The sequence below is a fragment of the Bacillus sp. FSL R9-9492 genome, assembly GCF_038007365.1.
GTDB lineage: Bacteria > Bacillota > Bacilli > Bacillales > Bacillaceae_G > Bacillus_A > Bacillus_A mycoides.
In genome coordinates, this window is sequence record NZ_JBBOXC010000001.1 from 2,900,391 (window position 1) to 2,919,708 (window position 19,318).

The 19,318-nt window shown below is 34.1% G+C and carries 20 protein-coding genes and 1 pseudogene; 6 read left to right on the top strand and 15 right to left on the bottom strand.

Features of this window, described 5'->3' with window-relative positions:
- The first annotated feature begins 970 nt into the window (after positions 1–970).
- The 3 genes from MKY70_RS14780 (at position 971) to MKY70_RS14790 (ending at position 2,670) form a co-directional block, all read left to right on the top strand.
- Positions 971–1,594 (top strand): acetylglutamate kinase, encoded by a 624-nt coding sequence (locus MKY70_RS14780; protein ID WP_341024877.1) that lies wholly within the window; start codon positions 971–973, stop codon positions 1,592–1,594.
- Positions 1,595–1,723: 129 nt separating this feature from the next.
- A complete protein-coding gene (locus MKY70_RS14785; protein ID WP_341024879.1) occupies positions 1,724–2,080 on the top strand; it encodes a cytoplasmic protein in 357 nt (118 codons plus the stop codon).
- 137 nt (positions 2,081–2,217) lie between these two features.
- Positions 2,218–2,670 carry a hypothetical protein gene (locus tag MKY70_RS14790; RefSeq protein WP_002012998.1) on the top strand — a complete coding sequence of 151 codons (453 nt, stop codon included), beginning with the start codon at positions 2,218–2,220 and terminating at the stop codon, positions 2,668–2,670.
- Between the two features lie 51 nt (positions 2,671–2,721).
- Here the strand turns inward: MKY70_RS14790 and MKY70_RS14795 are convergent, their stop codons facing one another.
- The 3 genes from MKY70_RS14795 to MKY70_RS14805 all read right to left on the bottom strand — a co-directional run bounded on the left by MKY70_RS14795 (position 2,722) and on the right by MKY70_RS14805 (position 4,715).
- Positions 2,722–2,907, bottom strand: coding sequence for a hypothetical protein (locus MKY70_RS14795; RefSeq protein WP_254904980.1), 186 nt, complete (start codon positions 2,905–2,907; stop codon positions 2,722–2,724).
- Between the two features lie 129 nt (positions 2,908–3,036).
- The gene (locus MKY70_RS14800) at positions 3,037–3,486 is read right to left on the bottom strand and encodes a DUF6884 domain-containing protein (protein WP_341024880.1); all 450 of its coding nucleotides are present in this window, start codon (positions 3,484–3,486) and stop codon (positions 3,037–3,039) included.
- A 20-nt stretch (positions 3,487–3,506) separates the two neighbouring features.
- Complete coding sequence (locus MKY70_RS14805; RefSeq protein ID WP_088033555.1) at positions 3,507–4,715, bottom strand: peptide ABC transporter permease; 1,209 nt, start codon at positions 4,713–4,715, stop codon at positions 3,507–3,509.
- Positions 4,716–4,891: 176 nt separating this feature from the next.
- On the opposite strand from MKY70_RS14805, the gene MKY70_RS14810 reads away from it, so the two are divergent.
- Positions 4,892–5,080 (top strand): DUF4017 family protein, encoded by a 189-nt coding sequence (locus MKY70_RS14810; protein WP_002032631.1) that lies wholly within the window; start codon positions 4,892–4,894, stop codon positions 5,078–5,080.
- Between the two features lie 21 nt (positions 5,081–5,101).
- Here MKY70_RS14810 and MKY70_RS14815 read toward each other — a convergent pair.
- The 5 genes and pseudogenes from MKY70_RS14815 to MKY70_RS14835 form a co-directional block, all read right to left on the bottom strand.
- A pseudogene (locus MKY70_RS14815) lies at positions 5,102–6,810 on the bottom strand (M3 family oligoendopeptidase).
- Between the two features lie 106 nt (positions 6,811–6,916).
- Positions 6,917–7,846, bottom strand: a complete 930-nt coding sequence (ppaC, locus tag MKY70_RS14820) for a manganese-dependent inorganic pyrophosphatase (RefSeq protein ID WP_002032629.1) — start codon at positions 7,844–7,846, stop codon at positions 6,917–6,919.
- Between the two features lie 151 nt (positions 7,847–7,997).
- Complete coding sequence (locus MKY70_RS14825; RefSeq protein ID WP_088033553.1) at positions 7,998–8,663, bottom strand: lytic polysaccharide monooxygenase; 666 nt, start codon at positions 8,661–8,663, stop codon at positions 7,998–8,000.
- 437 nt (positions 8,664–9,100) lie between these two features.
- Positions 9,101–9,616 carry a DinB family protein gene (locus MKY70_RS14830; RefSeq protein WP_002168219.1) on the bottom strand — a complete coding sequence of 172 codons (516 nt, stop codon included), beginning with the start codon at positions 9,614–9,616 and terminating at the stop codon, positions 9,101–9,103.
- 255 nt (positions 9,617–9,871) lie between these two features.
- Positions 9,872–10,375, bottom strand: coding sequence for a GNAT family N-acetyltransferase (locus MKY70_RS14835; protein ID WP_088033551.1), 504 nt, complete (start codon positions 10,373–10,375; stop codon positions 9,872–9,874).
- A gap of 105 nt (positions 10,376–10,480) precedes the next feature.
- Between MKY70_RS14835 and MKY70_RS14840 the strand changes: the two genes are divergently transcribed.
- Both MKY70_RS14840 and MKY70_RS14845 read left to right on the top strand, forming a co-directional pair.
- Positions 10,481–11,122, top strand: coding sequence for an HD domain-containing protein (locus MKY70_RS14840; RefSeq protein ID WP_002032624.1), 642 nt, complete (start codon positions 10,481–10,483; stop codon positions 11,120–11,122).
- 85 nt (positions 11,123–11,207) lie between these two features.
- Positions 11,208–11,480, top strand: a complete 273-nt coding sequence (locus MKY70_RS14845) for a hypothetical protein (protein WP_002012986.1) — start codon at positions 11,208–11,210, stop codon at positions 11,478–11,480.
- Positions 11,481–11,534: 54 nt separating this feature from the next.
- Here MKY70_RS14845 and MKY70_RS14850 read toward each other — a convergent pair whose 3' ends face one another.
- The 7 genes from MKY70_RS14850 to MKY70_RS14880 all read right to left on the bottom strand — a co-directional run bounded on the left by MKY70_RS14850 (position 11,535) and on the right by MKY70_RS14880 (position 19,218).
- Entirely contained in the window at positions 11,535–11,900 is a 366-nt protein-coding gene (locus MKY70_RS14850) for a carboxymuconolactone decarboxylase family protein (RefSeq protein WP_002085063.1), read from the bottom strand.
- Between the two features lie 125 nt (positions 11,901–12,025).
- Positions 12,026–13,516 (bottom strand): alanine/glycine:cation symporter family protein, encoded by a 1,491-nt coding sequence (locus MKY70_RS14855; RefSeq protein WP_002085061.1) that lies wholly within the window; start codon positions 13,514–13,516, stop codon positions 12,026–12,028.
- Positions 13,517–13,648: 132 nt separating this feature from the next.
- Positions 13,649–15,133 (bottom strand): aldehyde dehydrogenase family protein, encoded by a 1,485-nt coding sequence (locus tag MKY70_RS14860; RefSeq protein WP_088033549.1) that lies wholly within the window; start codon positions 15,131–15,133, stop codon positions 13,649–13,651.
- Positions 15,134–15,151: 18 nt separating this feature from the next.
- Positions 15,152–16,048 carry a 4-hydroxy-tetrahydrodipicolinate synthase gene (gene dapA / locus MKY70_RS14865; RefSeq protein ID WP_088033547.1) on the bottom strand — a complete coding sequence of 299 codons (897 nt, stop codon included), beginning with the start codon at positions 16,046–16,048 and terminating at the stop codon, positions 15,152–15,154.
- Positions 16,049–16,070: 22 nt separating this feature from the next.
- Complete coding sequence (locus tag MKY70_RS14870) at positions 16,071–17,012, bottom strand: proline racemase family protein (RefSeq protein WP_088033545.1); 942 nt, start codon at positions 17,010–17,012, stop codon at positions 16,071–16,073.
- The gene (locus tag MKY70_RS14875) at positions 17,009–18,046 is read right to left on the bottom strand and encodes a proline racemase family protein (RefSeq protein WP_088293046.1); all 1,038 of its coding nucleotides are present in this window, start codon (positions 18,044–18,046) and stop codon (positions 17,009–17,011) included. The genes MKY70_RS14870 and MKY70_RS14875 overlap by 4 nt, the downstream gene beginning before the upstream one ends.
- Entirely contained in the window at positions 18,043–19,218 is a 1,176-nt protein-coding gene (locus MKY70_RS14880; protein WP_088033541.1) for an NAD(P)/FAD-dependent oxidoreductase, read from the bottom strand. The genes MKY70_RS14875 and MKY70_RS14880 overlap by 4 nt, the downstream gene beginning before the upstream one ends.
- Positions 19,219–19,318: the final 100 nt, after the last annotated feature.

The following is a 19,318-nucleotide window of genomic DNA, read 5'->3' on the forward strand; positions in this document are numbered from 1 at the left end:
AAAAAACAAATCTAGTACACAAGAAGAAAGAATTTCAAAATAAATATTCATTTAATTTACCTTCCTAGAATACTACTAATCGTATACATATGAATTTGAGGAGGTTAAATTATGAAGAGTCGTTACAATAATTCCAACAAACCTAGAGCATCAAATAAACAACTCCAATTCTCTAATAATGATGCGTGGAAATATGAATCATTTTATAAGTATCAGCCCTTATTTTCTTATAGCAAGCTTATGAATTTCCTTTCTCAACTTTTTAAACGTTAATACATGTGCCAAATATATATCATTCAAACAAATTTTCTCAACATATAACTTATAGACTTACTACAATACAGTTGTTACCATATATAATAATCTGTTAGATAAACCCCTTATGTTGACCTGCTTAAATTAGCAGGTCTTTTTTTATACTTACATATTGCAATGTATCGTAGCCTGGCTGAAAAGTCTTTTCTCCATTTTAGAACCCTATTCCGCTCTCCACAAATGATTATAATTCCAAAAAGCAAAATATAAATCCGCTACATTCATACAAGCAATTCATTTTTTCTCAATACACAAAGTGAATTTCATTTGTTACTATAAAAGTACTCTAGATGAGTTTTTGCTCATCAACATTATCTAGTTAAAGGGATCTGCCGCGGGAAGCAGATCCCTTTAACTTTATTAAAAAGCACCCTTCTCATTTGGACACATTTACCAGGTTTTTTCGAAAGGATTTTATGTTAATATTACGTAGTCGAGTCCGACATCTCGGCAATACCCTTTTGAGGTCCTGCAATTTCCCTTGCAGGACCTCTATTATCTTAAAATTCTTTTTATTCATATATATCATAAGTGTGTTTTTTATTCCCTTCAACTTTCTCCTTTTCCAACTCTCAAAAAAACTCTTGGACACGTAACTTAAAAATAACGTTTATCATATTGTGAGATATACATGTTCAAAGGAGTGTAACTATTTATGTATACTTATTGGCAATCGTATTACTCCCCTTATCATATCACTAATGGAAACTTCGATTCATTTGTACGAAATTACCGAGTTAGTAAAAACGAAAACTTTCTAAAAGGATATATGCGTTCTTTATGGGAACAACACGTTGCTTGGACACGATTAGCCATTATAGGCATCATCTTTAACTTGCCCGACGTAAACGTTACCGTTGGACGTCTTCTACAAAATGCAACACACATGGGGCTATCACTTGAACCATTCTACGGAGAAAATGCAGTAAAAAAATATAGTGCATTAATTAAAGACCACTTAACAATCGCTGCTGATCTTGTTAAAGCCGCAAAAGCTGGTGATCAAAACGCTGCAGCCGCTATAGAAAAGAAGTGGTACTCTAATGGTGATGAAATTGTTGAGTTTCTAACTAGTATCAATCCATATATAGAAAAAGAAGAATTTAGAAAAATGTTTTATGAGCATTTAGCGTTAACGAAAGCGGAAGCACTCGCCTTCCTAAATAAAGATTATGATGCCAGTGTAAAACTATATGATAAAATTGAAAAAGAAGCATTAGAAATGGCTGATACTATAACAGATGCAATCGTAAAACAATTTCCGCAAGTATTTCAATAATAATAAGCCGATTTGAAAAAACAAATCGGCTTATTTAGTTTTCTATCAATGATATTTCACCACTCCTCTTTACATTTAACGTATATCGATATATTTTATTAATATCCGTTTTTTAAAGGAGGAAATAGTTTGATTAACGCAATTGGTCTCGTATTTATTCTCACAAATAAGCACGAGAAAAAGAAGAAAGTTTATCTGAATGAAAAATTCGCATTAATAGATATTATTGATTCTAAAGAAGTATTTGATGATGAAGGTAACTCATTAGTAGAACTAAAATGTAAATACAGCATATACTTAGACGAAAAATACTATTGTAAATCTCTCGATGATTATACTGGACAAGTATTCCCCTTCTTAAGCGCAAAAATAGGAAAGGGACTTCTTAGAAACTTAAATTATTACTTTTCTTACGTTGATGCCTATGATAAAAAACCACCTGTTAAAGAAATAAGACCTCTTATGAAACAAGTAACTAACAGATAGCGGACAGTATTCAAAAAGAAAGCACCTAACTTCAGATGCTTTCTTTTTTTGAATCAGTAACTCTCTAACTTTCATATCCTTCTAAATATATATACCCAAGCATACTTTAAAATAAAAACATTGGAGGATTAGGCTGAATGAAATATTCAGAATCAATCGTAAGTAAACGGCTTCGAAAACTTAAAACAACTGGTATGTTTTTTATACTATTTTTAATCGCATGGCTTGGATATACAAAATTCCTTTATGGAAATGGTTTTCTTCTAGAAAAGAAAAATTCAGTTGAAGTAATGAATACTAGCGTTACTGGAGAAATAGAAAAGAATTTCGATGTAAACTTACAAGGTTTTCGTAAAACGAACCTTGATACACTTATAGATGCTAGTAAAACCGATCCTAGCGAACTATCCTTAATTGAACTTATCAACACATCTTGTTCTAAAGATTGCATTGGCGAACCTTTAACTTACGTTAAATCAAACCACGGATATATCTTTTATAAGGAATCTAATGGTACTAATGTAGCTTTAAAGATTATAAAACAGGATTCATGGGAAATTGAAAAAAAATCTGTTCAAGATGGAATTTAAAAGGTTTATACACAAAAAGAGTACTTACTTCAAAGTACTCTTTTTAAAATATTACCACTTACGACATTTATCATCATCGTTGTCACGTTTACGATTGCGACGGCAATCATCACAATCACAGTCACGTTTACGTCTACAACCACAATCATCAAAATCTCTGCGTCTACATCTACCAAACATTAAATCATCCCAAAATCTATTACAATCTCTGCGTCTACAACAACAATTATTACACATGAATATGATTCCCCCTAATACATAATAGAATTCTTCATATTCTATGTTTAAAAGGATGAAATGGCTTGTTTACTAGTCTAATTAAAATGTATAAATGTGATGTAATTTGAATCAAGTACTAATTCATGCCTATATTTCCTGCTGTGCTTCCACAGCCCCCTTCAATCTCTGCAACATATATCCAATTCCTTTACACCCTTCTAATGGATATGTGATGATTTCTTCTGGATATAACTTCGTCACTATTTTTTTATGCTTCTTCCCCGCAAGTAAGACGATCTCTTCAAACTGAAGTAAATCTTTATCAATCATCTGTTGTTTTAATTGTTCTATGCTAATAATCTCATTACTATTTGAATCAAATGCAAGATTATAATTTTCCTTTACAATATCATTTTGTCTTAAAAATCCATGCTTTGCTGATAATATAACCCAATTCTCGAAAAACTCAGTTGCATACGCCTGACATGCTTTTCCGAATGGACTAATATATACATCTTTTGCCTCTGCCTCTCCGTAATCTGAGTACTTATCCCAAATTTTCTTCTTTCCGCACGGAATAATGCATAATCTTTTCATTGTTATTTCTTACCTCGCTTCTAACTTTTTAAATATAAAAATAGAGAATTCTCCACTTCTTCATACTCAGCTTCCATGTCTCCAATTCCCACAACGTTCCAACTATTATTTTTTTCTACCGGTTTTTCATTCATAATGATATGAACTTGTTTCATATTTTTATAATCTTCTTCAAAAGATGCTAAAACAGGCTGATTTAGCATATATGTTTTATTATGTATACTTACACTTACAAAGGTTTTATGTAATGCTTTATTTCCCTTTAAATTTACGTTCATTGGATTAAACATATTTAATTTTATATCCCCTATAATATACAGGTGATATCCTTTTTTCTCATTAAATTCTTTAAAATCCTTGTCTCTTTCGTTTTGAACAAAATGAATCATTTGCTTTGTTTCATTACTTATTGTAATTTCATTGTTTAAATCCAAATCCACATTTATATTTTGTTTTAAAAAAGCATATAGCGATTTATCACTATTAAAGAAGCTCGTTTTCCACTCAGGAAGGATTTCATCTAATAATAAACATAAAAACATTCCTGAGCTATAGCAACTCTTTCTTATGTTACAATTAGCTTCATATGCATCTAAAATTAATCTACTATATTTTCGTAATGTTTCACTTTCATCATTATTACATACTGTATTGTAAGCATTCATTTCAACATACCAAGCAGGCCCTTCTATACTTTCAACCATACACTCGTATGTTACAAACTCTTCTTTCATAAAATTAGCCCTTTGCTCTCTTAGTTCAATAAATTGCTTAATATAGTTATTCTTCTCAGCTTGTGACTTACAATGAACAGCATCATATAAACAAATTCGTTCTTTATTTCGTAATTCAATATTTTCTTCTAATATAGGATATTGAAATCCTAGGGATTCATTTGGAAATCTACTTTCACCATTCAAATATTGATAACAATGAAAAAGTTCATGCACTACAATCGCAAATAAACTTTCATAATCTCTATACCTATTCATATTGACGATGGCAGTTGGATAATCTTTGAATATGATGAATGTATCTCCTTTAAATTGTTCATTCCAATTTAAAACGGTATACCCATCATCATCCTCTGTCAGAAATAATGGATGATGAAATACATACACATACTCATCATCATACAATGCAAAAGCAGCCCTCTTAAAATCAGGCCATAGCTTATACAATAACTCCATATTTATATCTTGCTTCATTCTATTTAATATATTGTCCATTATACAAATCCCCCCTATATCATTCTTTATATATATCATCTACCCTATTTTCAAATAACCATTTCATTTACATAATTACAAAAATATATATCTTGTACATAATTTTCCAAATGAAAACTTATCATGTATTATATAAATATAGTCATAACATTGGTATTAAAAGGAGGTGAACAATTATGAAAAATATACTCCCAGCATTATTAGCTTATATTATTGTTTGTATCATCGCAATTATCATTCCAGCATCTGACGGCTATAATAATGTAGGATGGAAATTATTCGTTGGGCAAGCGTACGCAATACCTATTTTCATTATTGCTGCTATTGTTACATTTTATATAAACAAGAAACGATCTTATGAATAAAGAGGATAGCGAATGCTATCCTTATTTTAATTCACTTATAAACTTCAACACAGCTCCAGCAGTACTTTGTACCATTTCTTGCGAAAAATCAAATGCAACACCTGTATTTTCATAAATTTCCTGTATGGAAACGTTCCAATCCGCACTCGTTCCCTCTTTAAAGAAAGTAATCGCTTTTTCTTGATTCTCCCGATATATTTGAAATAATTGTAGTGCTCCTAATTGTGCAATTGCATATTCAATTTTGTAAAAAGGATACTGAATATAATGGAACGATTCTATCCAACTCGCACCAAGCCCTTCCTCATAGCCTGTAATATCGATTGACGAAAATTTATACCTTTTACATAATTCAAGATATTTCTCATCCCGTTCTTCTGATGAATGATTTGGATTGGTATAGAGCCAATGCTGAAATAGACCACCTGAAACTGGCGTAATTAATAAAGACAAAGCTCGATGCAGTTGTTCTCGTTGTGCCTTCTTATATTCATTCTCTTCCTTATAAAAAATGTTAAGTTTATCCATTAGTAATAGCTCGAGACTATGAGAATACAACTCAGCTACTTCTTCACGAAGATATTTTTCTTGCATACTACTTTCATTGTTAAACTGTTTATTGAAATGAAGTGCATGACCCACTTCATGTATGAGTGCATTAATTGCGTTAAATGATAGACTAAAATTAGAATAAATAAAAACCTCTTGGTTATAAGGTAAGGTAAAACAAGCAGCCCCCGGCGCCTTATTTTCCCGTTCTTCTACGTCAATTAATCCTGATTTCCTTATATGAATAAATTCTTCATGAAAATATGAATCTGTCTTTCTTAACATCTCTTCAATCCCATCCAATAAATCATTGGAATTTTGAAATGAAACTTTCTGCAATGTACAAGGAGCAAGATCCCATGGAAGATACGCTTTTACACCAAGATCCTTTTTAAAAAGATTCCCTAATCGTTTCCATACGGGTACAACCAGCTTCTCTATAGATTCATGAAGCGTATAACAGTCTTCAATACTATATTCTCTGTTTTTTAGCTTAAAAATATATTCGCTATAATTGTTAAACCCTGCATTTAGGGCCATTTGATTCCGTAATTGTACAAGTTCATTCATAATACAATCTATTTCTGGTTTTACTACACTTCGTGCTTCACATAAAGCATGCCATGCCTTTTCACGAATGCTTCTATTTGGGTTATCCAACTCTGCTTTAACGTATGCGTACGTCCTTATTTCGTTGTTCCAATTGATTGTTATGTTAGACATAATTTCTCTATACTTCGTTATAAAACCCTCCTCCTTAACGGCAAGAGAAATATTCTTTTCATTAAATAATTCGCTGTTCACCAATCTTACTTTTTTCATGTATCCGTATTTTCGTTCATCCAATAGCTTTGAAAACGGACAATCACTAAATTTCCGATCAAATTTTGCATTGTATTTTTTTAAAAGTGGTTGAATACTATTTTGGTTATATTTTGGTTATATTTATGTAGATTACGTATTGTACTGTCTTTCGTATCTCTATACACAGCAATTAATTGACTCGTTAACACCTCTTCTACTTCAGCAGTTAAACGCTGTTCCTTTATTAGCCATTCCTCTAATTCAGCAACAGAAGAAATATTTTGATTTAAAAGTGATTGAAATTTGTTTTCCAACGTTTCCAAGTCATAACATTTCCTATTTCCATCCCTTTTTAACGTCTTTGAACCATTAAACATACGCAAACCTCCTTGTTTAAAATTATAATTTTCTGTCATTTTAAAAAAGAAAAAACAAGCAGCCAATCTGACTACTTGTCCTTTCTTTTATCCATACTCAATAATATTAAGCTTGGAATGTTTCTGTTAATACAGGAACGATTTGTTTTTTACGAGATACAACACCTTTTAAAGTAGCTGTGTTGTTTTGTAATGTTACGTTGTAAGCTTTCTCAACAACGTTTGTTGCTTTACCAATCGCAAGACCAACAGAATCGTTAGTTAAGATATCAGTTACAACGAATAAGAATAGGTCCAAACCTTTTTCTTCTACTACTGTAGTGATAACTTTTTCAAGTTCTGCTTGGTGTACAAGAACGTCGTTTGTATCAACAGCGTTTACTTGTGCGATTTCAACTTTCGCGTTACCCATTTGGAATTCTTTAGCGTCAAGAGAGATTAATTGCTCCATTGTTTTTCCGCTTAAATCAGCACCAGCTTTTAACATTTCTAAGCCGTAGCTATCTGCATCTACACCAGCGATTTCCGCTAATTCACGAGCTGCTGCTACGTCTTGTTCTGTGCAAGTTGGAGATTTGAATAGTAAAGAATCTGAAATGATTGCAGATAACATTAAACCAGCAACTTCTTTACGAATTGTAACGCCATTTTCTTTGTACATTTTGTTTAAGATTGTAGCTGTACATCCAACTGGCTCACAACGGTAGTAAATAGGATCGCTTGTTTCAAAGTTAGCAATACGGTGATGGTCAATAACTTCTAACACACGAACAGATTCGATATCGTTAGCACTTTGTTGACGCTCGTTATGGTCAACTAAAATAACGTTGTCCACTTCGTTTGCTACTGTCTCAACAAAACGCGGTCCTTCTACTTTAAAAGAGTCTAACGCAAATTGAGTTTCACCACTGATTTCGCCTAAACGTACAGGCTCAGCATTCATTCCTAATTCTTTTTTCAATTCTGCATAAGCAATCGCAGAACAAATTGCATCTGTATCTGGGTTTTTATGCCCGAAAACTAGTACTTTTTCCATGTTTTCCACCTCTTCATGAAAAGGATATCTTAAAGAAGCAAATATGACAATATTTTAGACACATTTTTTTATAAATAATTGCAGTTTCTTCTATATTTTTCATAAAAAAAATCATCTAAAATGAATTAGATGATCAAAATGTATATTTAATTTAAAATAGTTTAGGAACTTGCACTAAATTGTTAAAAGCAAAATTGGAATTTAAACCATTATTCACAAGGTTCACATCAATAACTTGATAAAACGCATTTCCAGTGTCCGCAATCTCCCAAACAGCTAAAATAAGATGGTAGCCACTACGGTCAGTTGGTACATTTGCTTCATGCGTTACTGTTGTCCCCGGTCTAACTCCGCCATCATTTTTTACATAGAACGGCACTAAATCTAAACTAGACCTTGTTAAAGGCATATTTGGATTCCAATCCTTCTTTGTAATGTAGTATTTCCATTCTTTCGTACTATGAGGAGCGGTTAGTTTCCACTTGAATGTATTCATCCCGCCGTTTAACGTAACTTTCTTCCACCTATCAACTGCTTGAACGTCTAAAGCAGGAAAATGGCCAGCTCCTGCGATTTGTCCATCAGAAGGTCCTAATTGCGGAAACCCCCCTATTCCTTCTACACTTTGTGGTTCATATTGAACTGGACCGCAATTTACATTTACCCCTTGCTTACATAAATAAGATCGGCTCGCTGGTGATTCTACATACCCATGAGCTGAAGCCTTTTCTGAAAATCCAAATGTTAATAACCCCGTAAGTAATATCCCGCCACTTAATATAACCTTCTTCACCTTTTGTAAACTTGTCTTTTTCATTCTTTCATCCCCTTCCCAAAAATGAAATGAAAATAACTATAGTTGCCTAGTCATCTTCTCTACATCCATTATAAGTGGAAGAGTATTACTAAAAGAACCCTCTAAAAACTTTCTCAAATTCTTCTAGCTACAAAAATATCAATTCTTCACGCATTTTAATTACCAGTTATCAAATCTATTATTTATTTTGTCGTTTTACTGTTAAATACTTATAACACCGTCTGAAAATACAAACGGCGTTAAAGTAGTTAATAATTACTTACAATTATATATCACAGTGTAGCTTCGAAAAAAGTTTGATTACATTAACTCTATAAACCTAGATAAAATAATACAAAGAAAAAGTGTGTTTTGAAAAAGATTGATCTAAACACGCTTTAAATATACTCAATTAAACCATTCGTTTATAAATAAATTACGAAATTGGCAAAGGTAGTCTAGTTATCAAATAGCCCTCTCCCTCTCAGATTTGCGGAAACTGGCTCCTTTCCTATCTCACGTGCCCATATAGATAACTGGCCGATATGGTGGATTTCATGGACAATGACATGACGTATTATCTCTCCGTGTGTACATTCAATGACTCGGCGCCTGATTGGGGCGTCTCTAGAGCTAATCGGTTCTTCATTGAAATCAGTTTCTGAAAGTTTCCGAGAATCCATTTCATTTGTCCAAGAGGTCACAAATGGCTTCACTTTCTCGTGGTATTGATCCGAAAGATTTTTCACTTTTTGCAAGCTAGCATAATCTTCAAACAATGGCTCCTCAGGCACTGGTTCACCTCGCAAACCTAAGATCCACATATATTCCACATCTACAATATGAAATAAAGTATGTAGGATACTGCCGAACCCACCGACCCGTTTCTTTACCAGTTCTTCAGCCGACATGTCTTCGCACAATGTAAACCAATCATCACGAACTTGCCAGTTATATTGAAACAGTTTCAACATCACAGCAACCTCCATCTTTTAGATTAACATTTAATATTCACCAAAAGACTTCAAAATTCCTATTTAAATAATACCTCTTATAAACCTATTAAAACCTTATACAAATTGGCCCTCAAATTGAACATTCAATATAAAGTTAATGAATGAAAAGAAAACTCCTATTATACAGGGGTTTATCAATCTTTTTATAAATCAATACTCAGACCTAATAACAACTTTGTGGTTTGAAAATATCCCTCTTTTTAAATAAAAATACTAAATCATTTTATAATAAATAACCGTTGCATCTAACTCACCATTCGGAGAAATTGCATACCCCGGTATTTTACCGGATTCTTGAAAGCCTAATGACTTGTACAATCTATTGGAAGAATCTCCTTCTCTAGTATCTAATACTAAAAGAGATCTGTTTTCTTGCTTTGCCCGTTCTTCTGCTTTTTGCATAAGTAAACGCCCAATACCATTTCGTCTATAATTCGGATGAGTCATTAACTTGCAAATTTCAGCTCTATGTATCCCATTAGGCTTTGTAACTAAATGTAATTGAATACTCCCTGCCACTTCATTGTTTATTTTAGCAACATACAATATCACTTCTGGTGCTAATACAGTTTGCCAATAATTTGTTGCTTCTTTTTGTTCCAGTGGAGGTAAAAAACCAATTGACGCCTCATCATTTACTACAGTTTTCAACAGTTCAGAAAGCTCTTCAAGGTCTTCATCAAGTCGTTTAATTTCTTCTATTACTATACTTCGCATTCCTTTTCCCCCTTTTGTTTCATTGTAACAATTTTTAAAGCAGGAATAATGAAATACTAAGATGAAATTATTAAATATATGATTTTTTAGAGAAAGGATACCTATATGAAATATATATTAGATAGGAAATATGCAAGAGAATTACTTCAGTGGGCATATGAACAAAACCCAGGTCCGTGGTTCGATCATTCACGTAATGTTGCCCTTGCAACTGAAAAGATAGTTGTTGAACTTATTAATAATGGGTACGACCTAGATGCTGATATAGCATACAACGCTGCCCTCCTGCATGACATAGGAAGATATAAAGGTTTTACTAAATCTGTTATTCATTCCTATGATGGTTATATGTATATGAATGATTTAGGGTATACAGGAAACGCCATTATATGTGTGACGCATTCATTTCCTTGCAAAAATGAGCATTTAGATATCGCGGCCGAGTGGAGCATTGTTCCTGATTATATGGAAAGCCGATTAATTGAAATATTGAATGAAAACAGTGACTACGACTTATACAATAAGGTGATTACCCTTTGTGACGCACTTGCTGATGCGGAAGGCTTTACTACTCTTGAAAAAAGATTGATTTCAGTTGGTTTACGTCATGGCACAACCTCTCATACTTCTTTACATTGGAAGGGATTCTATGCAATTAAGAAAGAATTAGAATCTTTAATTGGTAAGAGCATATACACACTTCTCCCTAATATAGAGACATCGATTTATAAAAATATAGAATATTAAAATAAACACAACTTAAAAACGATAGAATTTGTATGTATGATTCTAAAAAACTCTTTCAAAATCGGAGGGAATAATTATTAGTAAAATGGGATTTGACTTGATAGAACATAAAGGTAACTTTGATTTTGGATATGAAGATATTGCGGGTATATCTCGGAAATGTAAATTTTCTAATTGTTCGCATACAAATGAACCACACTGTGCAGTAAAAAAAGCTATCTCTGACGGCATACTTTCTGAAGAAATATTTAATAGTTTTTATAGAGATTTAAACGAGGCACACTATGTTTCTAAACAGAGTAATAAAACAAAAGCTATCGACTATATGAAACAATTGAAACTCTTTCAAAAAAATTAGACTAAACTAGAAAGTCCCCCTTAAAAGAATATTTTAAGGAGGGCTTTTTCTTGTTTAATGACTTTGATGTTTCAATTCCACCAGACATTCTTGTACTAAGGTTACTGCCTGACTCATTGCAGCTCCCCCAGCAAACGCGGCTGAAACACCACAAGCTTCTAAAATTTCTTTATCAGAACATCCTTGGTCAATACAGCCCTTCGTATGATAAATCGTACAATATTCGTCTTGTGTTGCTAAACTAATCCCTAATGCAATGAGCTGCTTTTCTCTTTTAGTTAATGTACCCTCCTGAAAACATGCTTGTGTAAAAGCGTTATATGTTTCTGCAATTTCAGGGATTTGTTGCGTAAAATTCCCTATACCTTCTTTATAATCAAGTAATACATCATTTATAGAGCCATATTGTTGATTTTCCATCGTATATCCTCCATTCATTTTATTCACACTTACTTTAGTATGAGATAAAATGAAGGACATATACAAATATTTACTTTGAAAAATAGAATGAATTTTCAGTTTATTTTACTTTTAAATTTGCACATCTACAGTTTCAGCCCATTATCTACTGACACTTTTTCTTTAGAATTTTTCCTTTCAACCTCTTTACTTCTTTCTTCCCAAAATGTTAAACCTTCAATTCCCACATTTTTAGGATCAAACACTGGATCTTTCCCCTCTTTTTTCTGCGTTTCATAGTCTTTTAACACTTTTAATGCCGTTTTACTTAATAATAGAATCGCGATTAAGTTTAACCATGCCATACTACCGATTCCTAAATCTCCAAGGTTCCATAATAGCGAAGCTGATTCTACGCTACCGATGTAAACCATAATTAAAAACCCAATTTTCAAAACTGGTTTTAACCAGCTATATTTGAGGTCACGATCTAAATAAGTGAGTGTCGTTTCAGCGATATAGTAGTACGCGAGTAAAGTTGTAAATGCAAAAAAGAAGATTGCGATTGAAATAAATATTGGACCAAATCCTGTCATAACAGTTTCAACTGCTTGTTGTGTATAGATTGGACCTGCATCTACATTTCCCATATTCTTTACAATAGCGCTTTTCCCTTCAGGTATTACATTATACATACCTGTTATTAATATCATAAGAGCTGTCGCTGTACATACTACAATTGTATCAATATATACAGAAAACGCTTGAACTAGCCCTTGTTTTGCAGGATGTGATACTTCAGCAGCAGCGGAGCTATATGTCGCTTCCCCAACACCAGCGACGTTTGAAAATACAGCACGCTTTACTCCCCATGCAATAGCTGCGCCGACGATGCCGCCAAACATTTCATTTACACCAAAAGCACTTGAGAAAATTAAAGCAAACATACTTGGAATTTCCGTTACATTCGCAATTAATACGATACATGTAACAATTACATAACCAATTGCCATAAATGGAACTAGCATTTGAGAAACGCCCGCAATTCTCTTTACGCCACCAAAAATGATAGCTGCTAATAATACGACTAACAATATACCAGTTATATATTTGCTAATACCATTAGAATTTTCAAATCCAACTGCGATACTACTCGATTGAATACCTGGTAATAAAACGCCATATGATAGTGTTACAACGACCGCTACAATGACCGCAAACCATTTCATTTTCAAGCCTTTCTCAATGAAATATGGCGTACCACCACGGTATTCATTGCCTACTTTACTTTTATATACTTGTGCTAATGTTGATTCAACAAATGCACTAGCTGCTCCTAATAATGCCATCACCCACATCCAAAATACAGCCCCAGGTCCGCCGAAAGCGATAGCTGTCGCTACTCCTGCGATATTACCAATTCCAACCCTACCTGATAACGCCAAACAAAATGCTTGAAAGGATGATATCCCAGTCTCCGAGCTCTTCCCTTCAAATAATAGTTTAATCATCTCCTTAAAATAGCGAATTTGTAAAAAACGAGTTGCAATTGTGAAATACACTCCTGCTCCTAATGCGAAAACAACTAAGCCAATACTCCAAACTTGCCCTACTAACCATTCTACTAACTGCTCCATCCAAATCCCCCTTATAATTCTTTTGAAAAAGCAATTTTATATATAAGAAAACGGACAACTATTATTAAACCTTCCAGTTGTCCGCATCTCTAATTATTTCATCCCTCTATTTATTAACAGTTAGACTCTCTATTACTTTATATTTACCCAAACACTTTTCACTTCTGTATAGTTATCAAGGGCGTATGAACCTAATTCACGTCCGATACCAGATTGTTTATATCCACCAAATGGTGCAGCAGCATTTTCTAAGTTATAATCATTAATCCACACTGTTCCTGCCTTTAATTTATTGGCCACTTGATGCCCTGTTTTAATATTTTGTGTCCATACGCCCGCAGCAAGTCCGTAAGACGAGCGATTTGCTCTTTCAATTACTTCTTCTGTCGAATCGAACGGGAGTACAACGACAACTGGTCCGAAAATTTCTTCCTTAACGATTGTCATATCGTCTGTAACATTTGTGAATACTGTTGGCTGTACAAAATAACCTTTTTCAAATGCACGTTTACCACCAGCTGCAACAGTAGCACCTTCAGATTTTCCTTGTTCAATGTAATTTAGCACACGCTCTTGTTGTTTTTTAGATACGAGCGGTCCCATTTCAGTTTCCGCCTCCATACCTGCCCCTAGCTTCACGTTATTTGCCATTTTCACAAGTTCATTTACTACTATTTCATAATGTTTCCGATGAACGAAAACTCGAGATCCTGCGCTACAATTTTGACCATGATTATACATAATGCCTTGGAACGCACCGTTAATCGCTTCTTCTAAGTCAGCGTCTTCTAAAATGATGTTTGGTGACTTACCACCAAGTTCTAACGTTACATGTTTAATTGTTTCTGCAGATTGACGCATAATATATTTCCCTGTAACTGTTGAACCTGTGAAAGCTACTTTATCAATATCATGATGGTTTACAATTGCCGATCCTGCTTCAGGACCGAAACCTGGTACAAAGTTTACGACACCGTTTGGAAAACCAACTTCTTTAAAAAGCTTCGCTGTATATAGTAAAGATAAAGGCGTTTGCTCTGCTGGTTTTAATACAATCGTACAACCCGTCGCAAGAGCGGCTCCCATTTTCCAAGAAGACATAACGAGCGGAAAATTCCACGGGATAATTTGACCTACAACGCCAACCGGTTCATGGCGTGTGTAATTTAAATAATCTTTTGAAATTGGAATGGTTTGCCCAATAATTTTTGTAGCCCATCCCGCGTAATAGCGGTAATTTTCTACAGTCGCTGAAATATCATCATCAAGTGCTACTTGATATGGTTTTCCATTATCTAAAGCTTCTAGCTGTGCTAATTCTTCTCTATGCTCTTCAATTAAATCTGCTAATTTATAAATAAGGTGTGCTCTTTCAGCAGTAGTCATCTCTGCCCACGGGCCTGATTCAAAAGCAAATCTTGCCGCTTTTACTGCGACATCAATATCTTCTTCTTGCGCTTCACATACGACTGCTAGAACATCTTCTGTTGCTGGATTGTATGTTTCAAACGTCTTTCCACTTATTGAAGAAACAAATTCACCATTAATAAACATTTTAATTTCTTCATTTAAAAACGCTTTCACTTTTGGTTTCAGCTCAATGTTTGTCGTTAACATATATACTCTCCTCCTTATTTAAACAGCTGCATGAGCTGCAATTTCTAGTAAAATAGTTTGAAGCTTTTGATCTTCTTCTTCAGTTAATCCTAATCTCGGATAACGTGAAGGTCCTCCGACTTGCCCATGTAATTCCATTGAACGTTTAACGATTTGCACATACTTTCCTGATCCTTCAAGAAACTCACAAAGAGGTAAAATAGCATCGTTCATTTCCCACGCTTTTTCTAATTCACCATTTTGAAAATGCTCATACATTTTCGTAACGAGTCCTGGAACGATATTTCCGGCTACTGAAACCCATCCCGATGCACCAACTAAATAAGATTCCATAACTAAATCTTCAGATCCGCAGAAGACTTGGAAAGCACCTTCACCTTGTCTTACTAAATCTCTCGCTTTTCGAATATCTCCGCTAGATTCTTTAATATGTGTAACATTTTCACACTCTTTTCCAATACGGAGCATTAACTCTGTGCTCATATCAACACCAGAAGTAAATGGGTTATTGTATAGCATAATTGGTACATTTACAGCGTTTGAGATTTCTTTAAAATGAAAATAAACCTCCTCTTCCTTCGGTTTACAATAGTAAGAGTTTATAATTAATGCGCAATCCGCTCCGTGCGCTTCTGCATGTTTCGTATATTCAATCGTTTCTTTCGTCGTCTCTGCAGCAGTTCCAACAATGACAGGAATACGTCCATCAACTTCTTTTAATACTGTTTCTACCATGTTAAATCGTTCTTCTTTTGATAAACTAACAAATTCCCCTGTACTTCCATTAATAATAATTCCAGCTACCTTTTGCTCAATAAAGTAGTTTACGTTTTGTTTTACGCCTTTCCAATCAATCTCTTGAAATTCATCCATCGGTGTTATTAATACTGGAAATGCCCCTTTAATTTTTTGCATCTTTATCTCTCCCTTTAACATATTATTTTAATAAGAAACCTGTTGGAAACGGATCAGTAGGATCTAATATAAATGTTTGCATACCTGTAATAAACCCTCTACTTTCAAATCGAAAAATGTATCCGAGTTCTTCTTTTTTCACTTTTTCTACTGTTATAAAGCTATTAAAAATACTTTCATTTTTAAAAGGTTTATCCGCTATATAATCATTTTTAAATAATGTATGAACATAAGACACAATAGTAGAAACAAAACCTGGTGAACGTACTATAAAGTTATCTTCATGAAATGTAATCGACTTTATATGGTTCTTTTCTTTTTGCATAGAATCTACTAAAATAAGTCTTTTTATTAATGACTGTTTTTGTATAGTTTGAAGTGTAGCTTCACCCCATTTTTTTAATTTAGAGATGTTTTCAATACTGATTTCTGGCGAATACGTATCTTTTGCTACAACTGCATATACTTTATCTGCCTGTATGAGAGAGTAACTTATATTACCAATCTTTAAATTTTTCTCAATCATATAACATAGTTTGCTTTCAAACGAAACAGATACAACTTCATCATTCTCTACATATGCATTCACTGAAAATATTCCAGATAGCGTTTCGATTTTGTATTGATTAGACTCTCTCTTTTTTAAATACCCGCTTTCTAGTAACATCGTTATTACTGCGACAATGCCTCCGTAATGAAGAGGAATGGATCCTTCATGATTAAAAAACAATACAGCTGCATCCACTTCATTATGAATAGAAGGAACGACAATACATCCATTTAAACCGATGAAACCACGTGGTTCATTTAATAAAAGTTTCATTTCTTCTGCTAATTCACCTGAAAATTGTTCATTTAATTGCTCCAAACTGTAATAGTATTTGCATGGTAGGTCTTTAATTACACGAAACGCCTCGCCATTTACGTGTACGTCTACTGCTGTATACATTTTTTGAATGTTCATTTTACATCCTCCGTTTCATGTTCCATCGGCGGAATTAGCAAAAAGCCTTCTTTAAGTGGATCCTTTTCATTGTAAAAAAATCTATGCATGCCCATAAGCCAAGCTGATCCCGTAATTTTCGTTACTACAGCTTCAATATTTTCGACATATGTTGTATTCATGACACACCCTTTAAATAGAGAACCCACAATACTCTCATGAACAAATTCTTCATCGATGTCAATTTTTTTATGAGCGTATAATACAGCTAACTTCGCTGATGTTCCTGTACCACATGGAGATCGATCAATTCCCCCTGGTGGAACAACAACTGTATTTTTCACATGCGCACTTTCATGAGTAGGATCTGTGTAAAATTCAATATGTGTTAATCCTCTTATAAACGAATACTCTGGATGAATGATTTCAAATTTCTCATTAATTGTATTTCTAATATGAATCGCCTTATCAATGATTGTAGAAGCATTTTCTGGCACTAGCTCTAGACCAACTGCCTTCGCATCGATAATGGCATAAAAATTCCCTCCATACGCAATATCAGCCTCTACAGTTCCAATTTCTTCGACGTGTACAGAAATATTTTTCAGTAAAAAAGCTGGTATGTTACAGAAGGAGACTTCTTTCGCTTTCCCATCTTGAACAGAAATATCTACTTCAACTAAGCCAGCTGGTGTATCTAGCTTTAAAGAAGTAACCGGTTCAATTACTGGAATTAAACCTGATTCAACTAAAGCTGTACATACACCGATTGTATCGTGGCCACACATCGGCAAATATCCACCTGTCTCTATGTATATAACACCTATATCAGCTTCAGGATGACACGGATCTGTTAATAATGCCCCTGACATTACATCATGACCACGAGGTTCATTCATTAACAATTTCCGAATCCAGTCATACTCTCTTTTCATATGTAACATCTTCTCTGCCATCGTCTCTCCAATTAACTTAGGAAGTCCGCTAATTAATGTCCTCGTTGGATTCCCGCCCGTATGTGTATCAATCGTCGTAAAGACTCTTTGTGACCTCATCCGTTTAACACCCTTTCTGTAAAACGACTCAAACGAAGTGGTTCAATAGGAAGGATTGTTTCTTTTTCATTTAATAACTCTTCAATCATTTTCCCAGTAACTGCCGCAAGACTAATTCCATCACCTTCATGTCCTGCTGCAATAAAATAATTCGGAATATGTTCCACTCGTGAAATTATCGGCAAATGATCTTCTGTCCACGGGCGTAATCCAGCATATGAACGAATCACCATCATATCTGCCATTTTCGGATAAAAACGAATTGCTCTATTCGCAATACATTTAATAACCTCGTTATTTATCTTTGTATGAAAACCTACAAACTCTCTACTACTACCAATTAAAAAATTTTGGCTTTCTGTCGGTTCAAATACAAGTGCCACCCCGTACTTTTCAGTTAAAGCATCCACTTTTCGTTTTCCACCAAATTTAGAAATTAAATAACCAAATTCCATTACTTTACGGCAGCCAACGTGTTGTTGCCTTGAAGCTACAATAATATGTCCCTTTCTCGGTTCAATTGGGATATTCACATCTAACATCTGTCCGATTTTAGGAGCCCACACACCGGCTGCGTTCACAACTTGCTTCGCAGTAAACGTTCCATTTGTCGTTTCTACAATAAAGGAACCGTCTATATCTCTTTTCACTTCTTTAACTTCTGTATGATTAAAAGCTTTTGTACCAAATTTCTTCGATTCTGCAAGAAGTGAAAAAGCAAGAAGATATGGATTTACAGTTGAATCCGTTGCACATTCTAAACCGCCTAATAAATCATCTGCAAAAAATGGTGATTCTTCTTTTATATCTTGCCTATCAAGCATTCGAAATGGTAAACCAGCCTCTTTTTGACGATTTACCCATTGCTGCGCTGCCTCCATCTCTTCGTCTGATTCACAAACGAGAATGCTTCCTGGCGCTCTATATTCAAATGAGTGCTCCAATTCTTCACTTAATTCAGTTACTAAATTTTGACTTACTAACGACATTTGACTATCAAACCCTGGGTCTTTATCAATCGCCAAAATGTTCCCGTCACACCGTGAAGACGTCCCACTGACAAATTCCCCTTTTTCAATGATTGTTACGTCTCTTCCGTATTTTGAAGTGTAATAAGCGATAGAACATCCTATAATTCCACCGCCTATTATTAAAACGTCACAGTGCCTCATATATAGCACTCCTCCTTTCTCCTAAATCTCTCACTTTTTATTTATGCAATTGGTGTGCCAACTCTACATACAGAACTATTTATATGAAAAAATTTTTCTT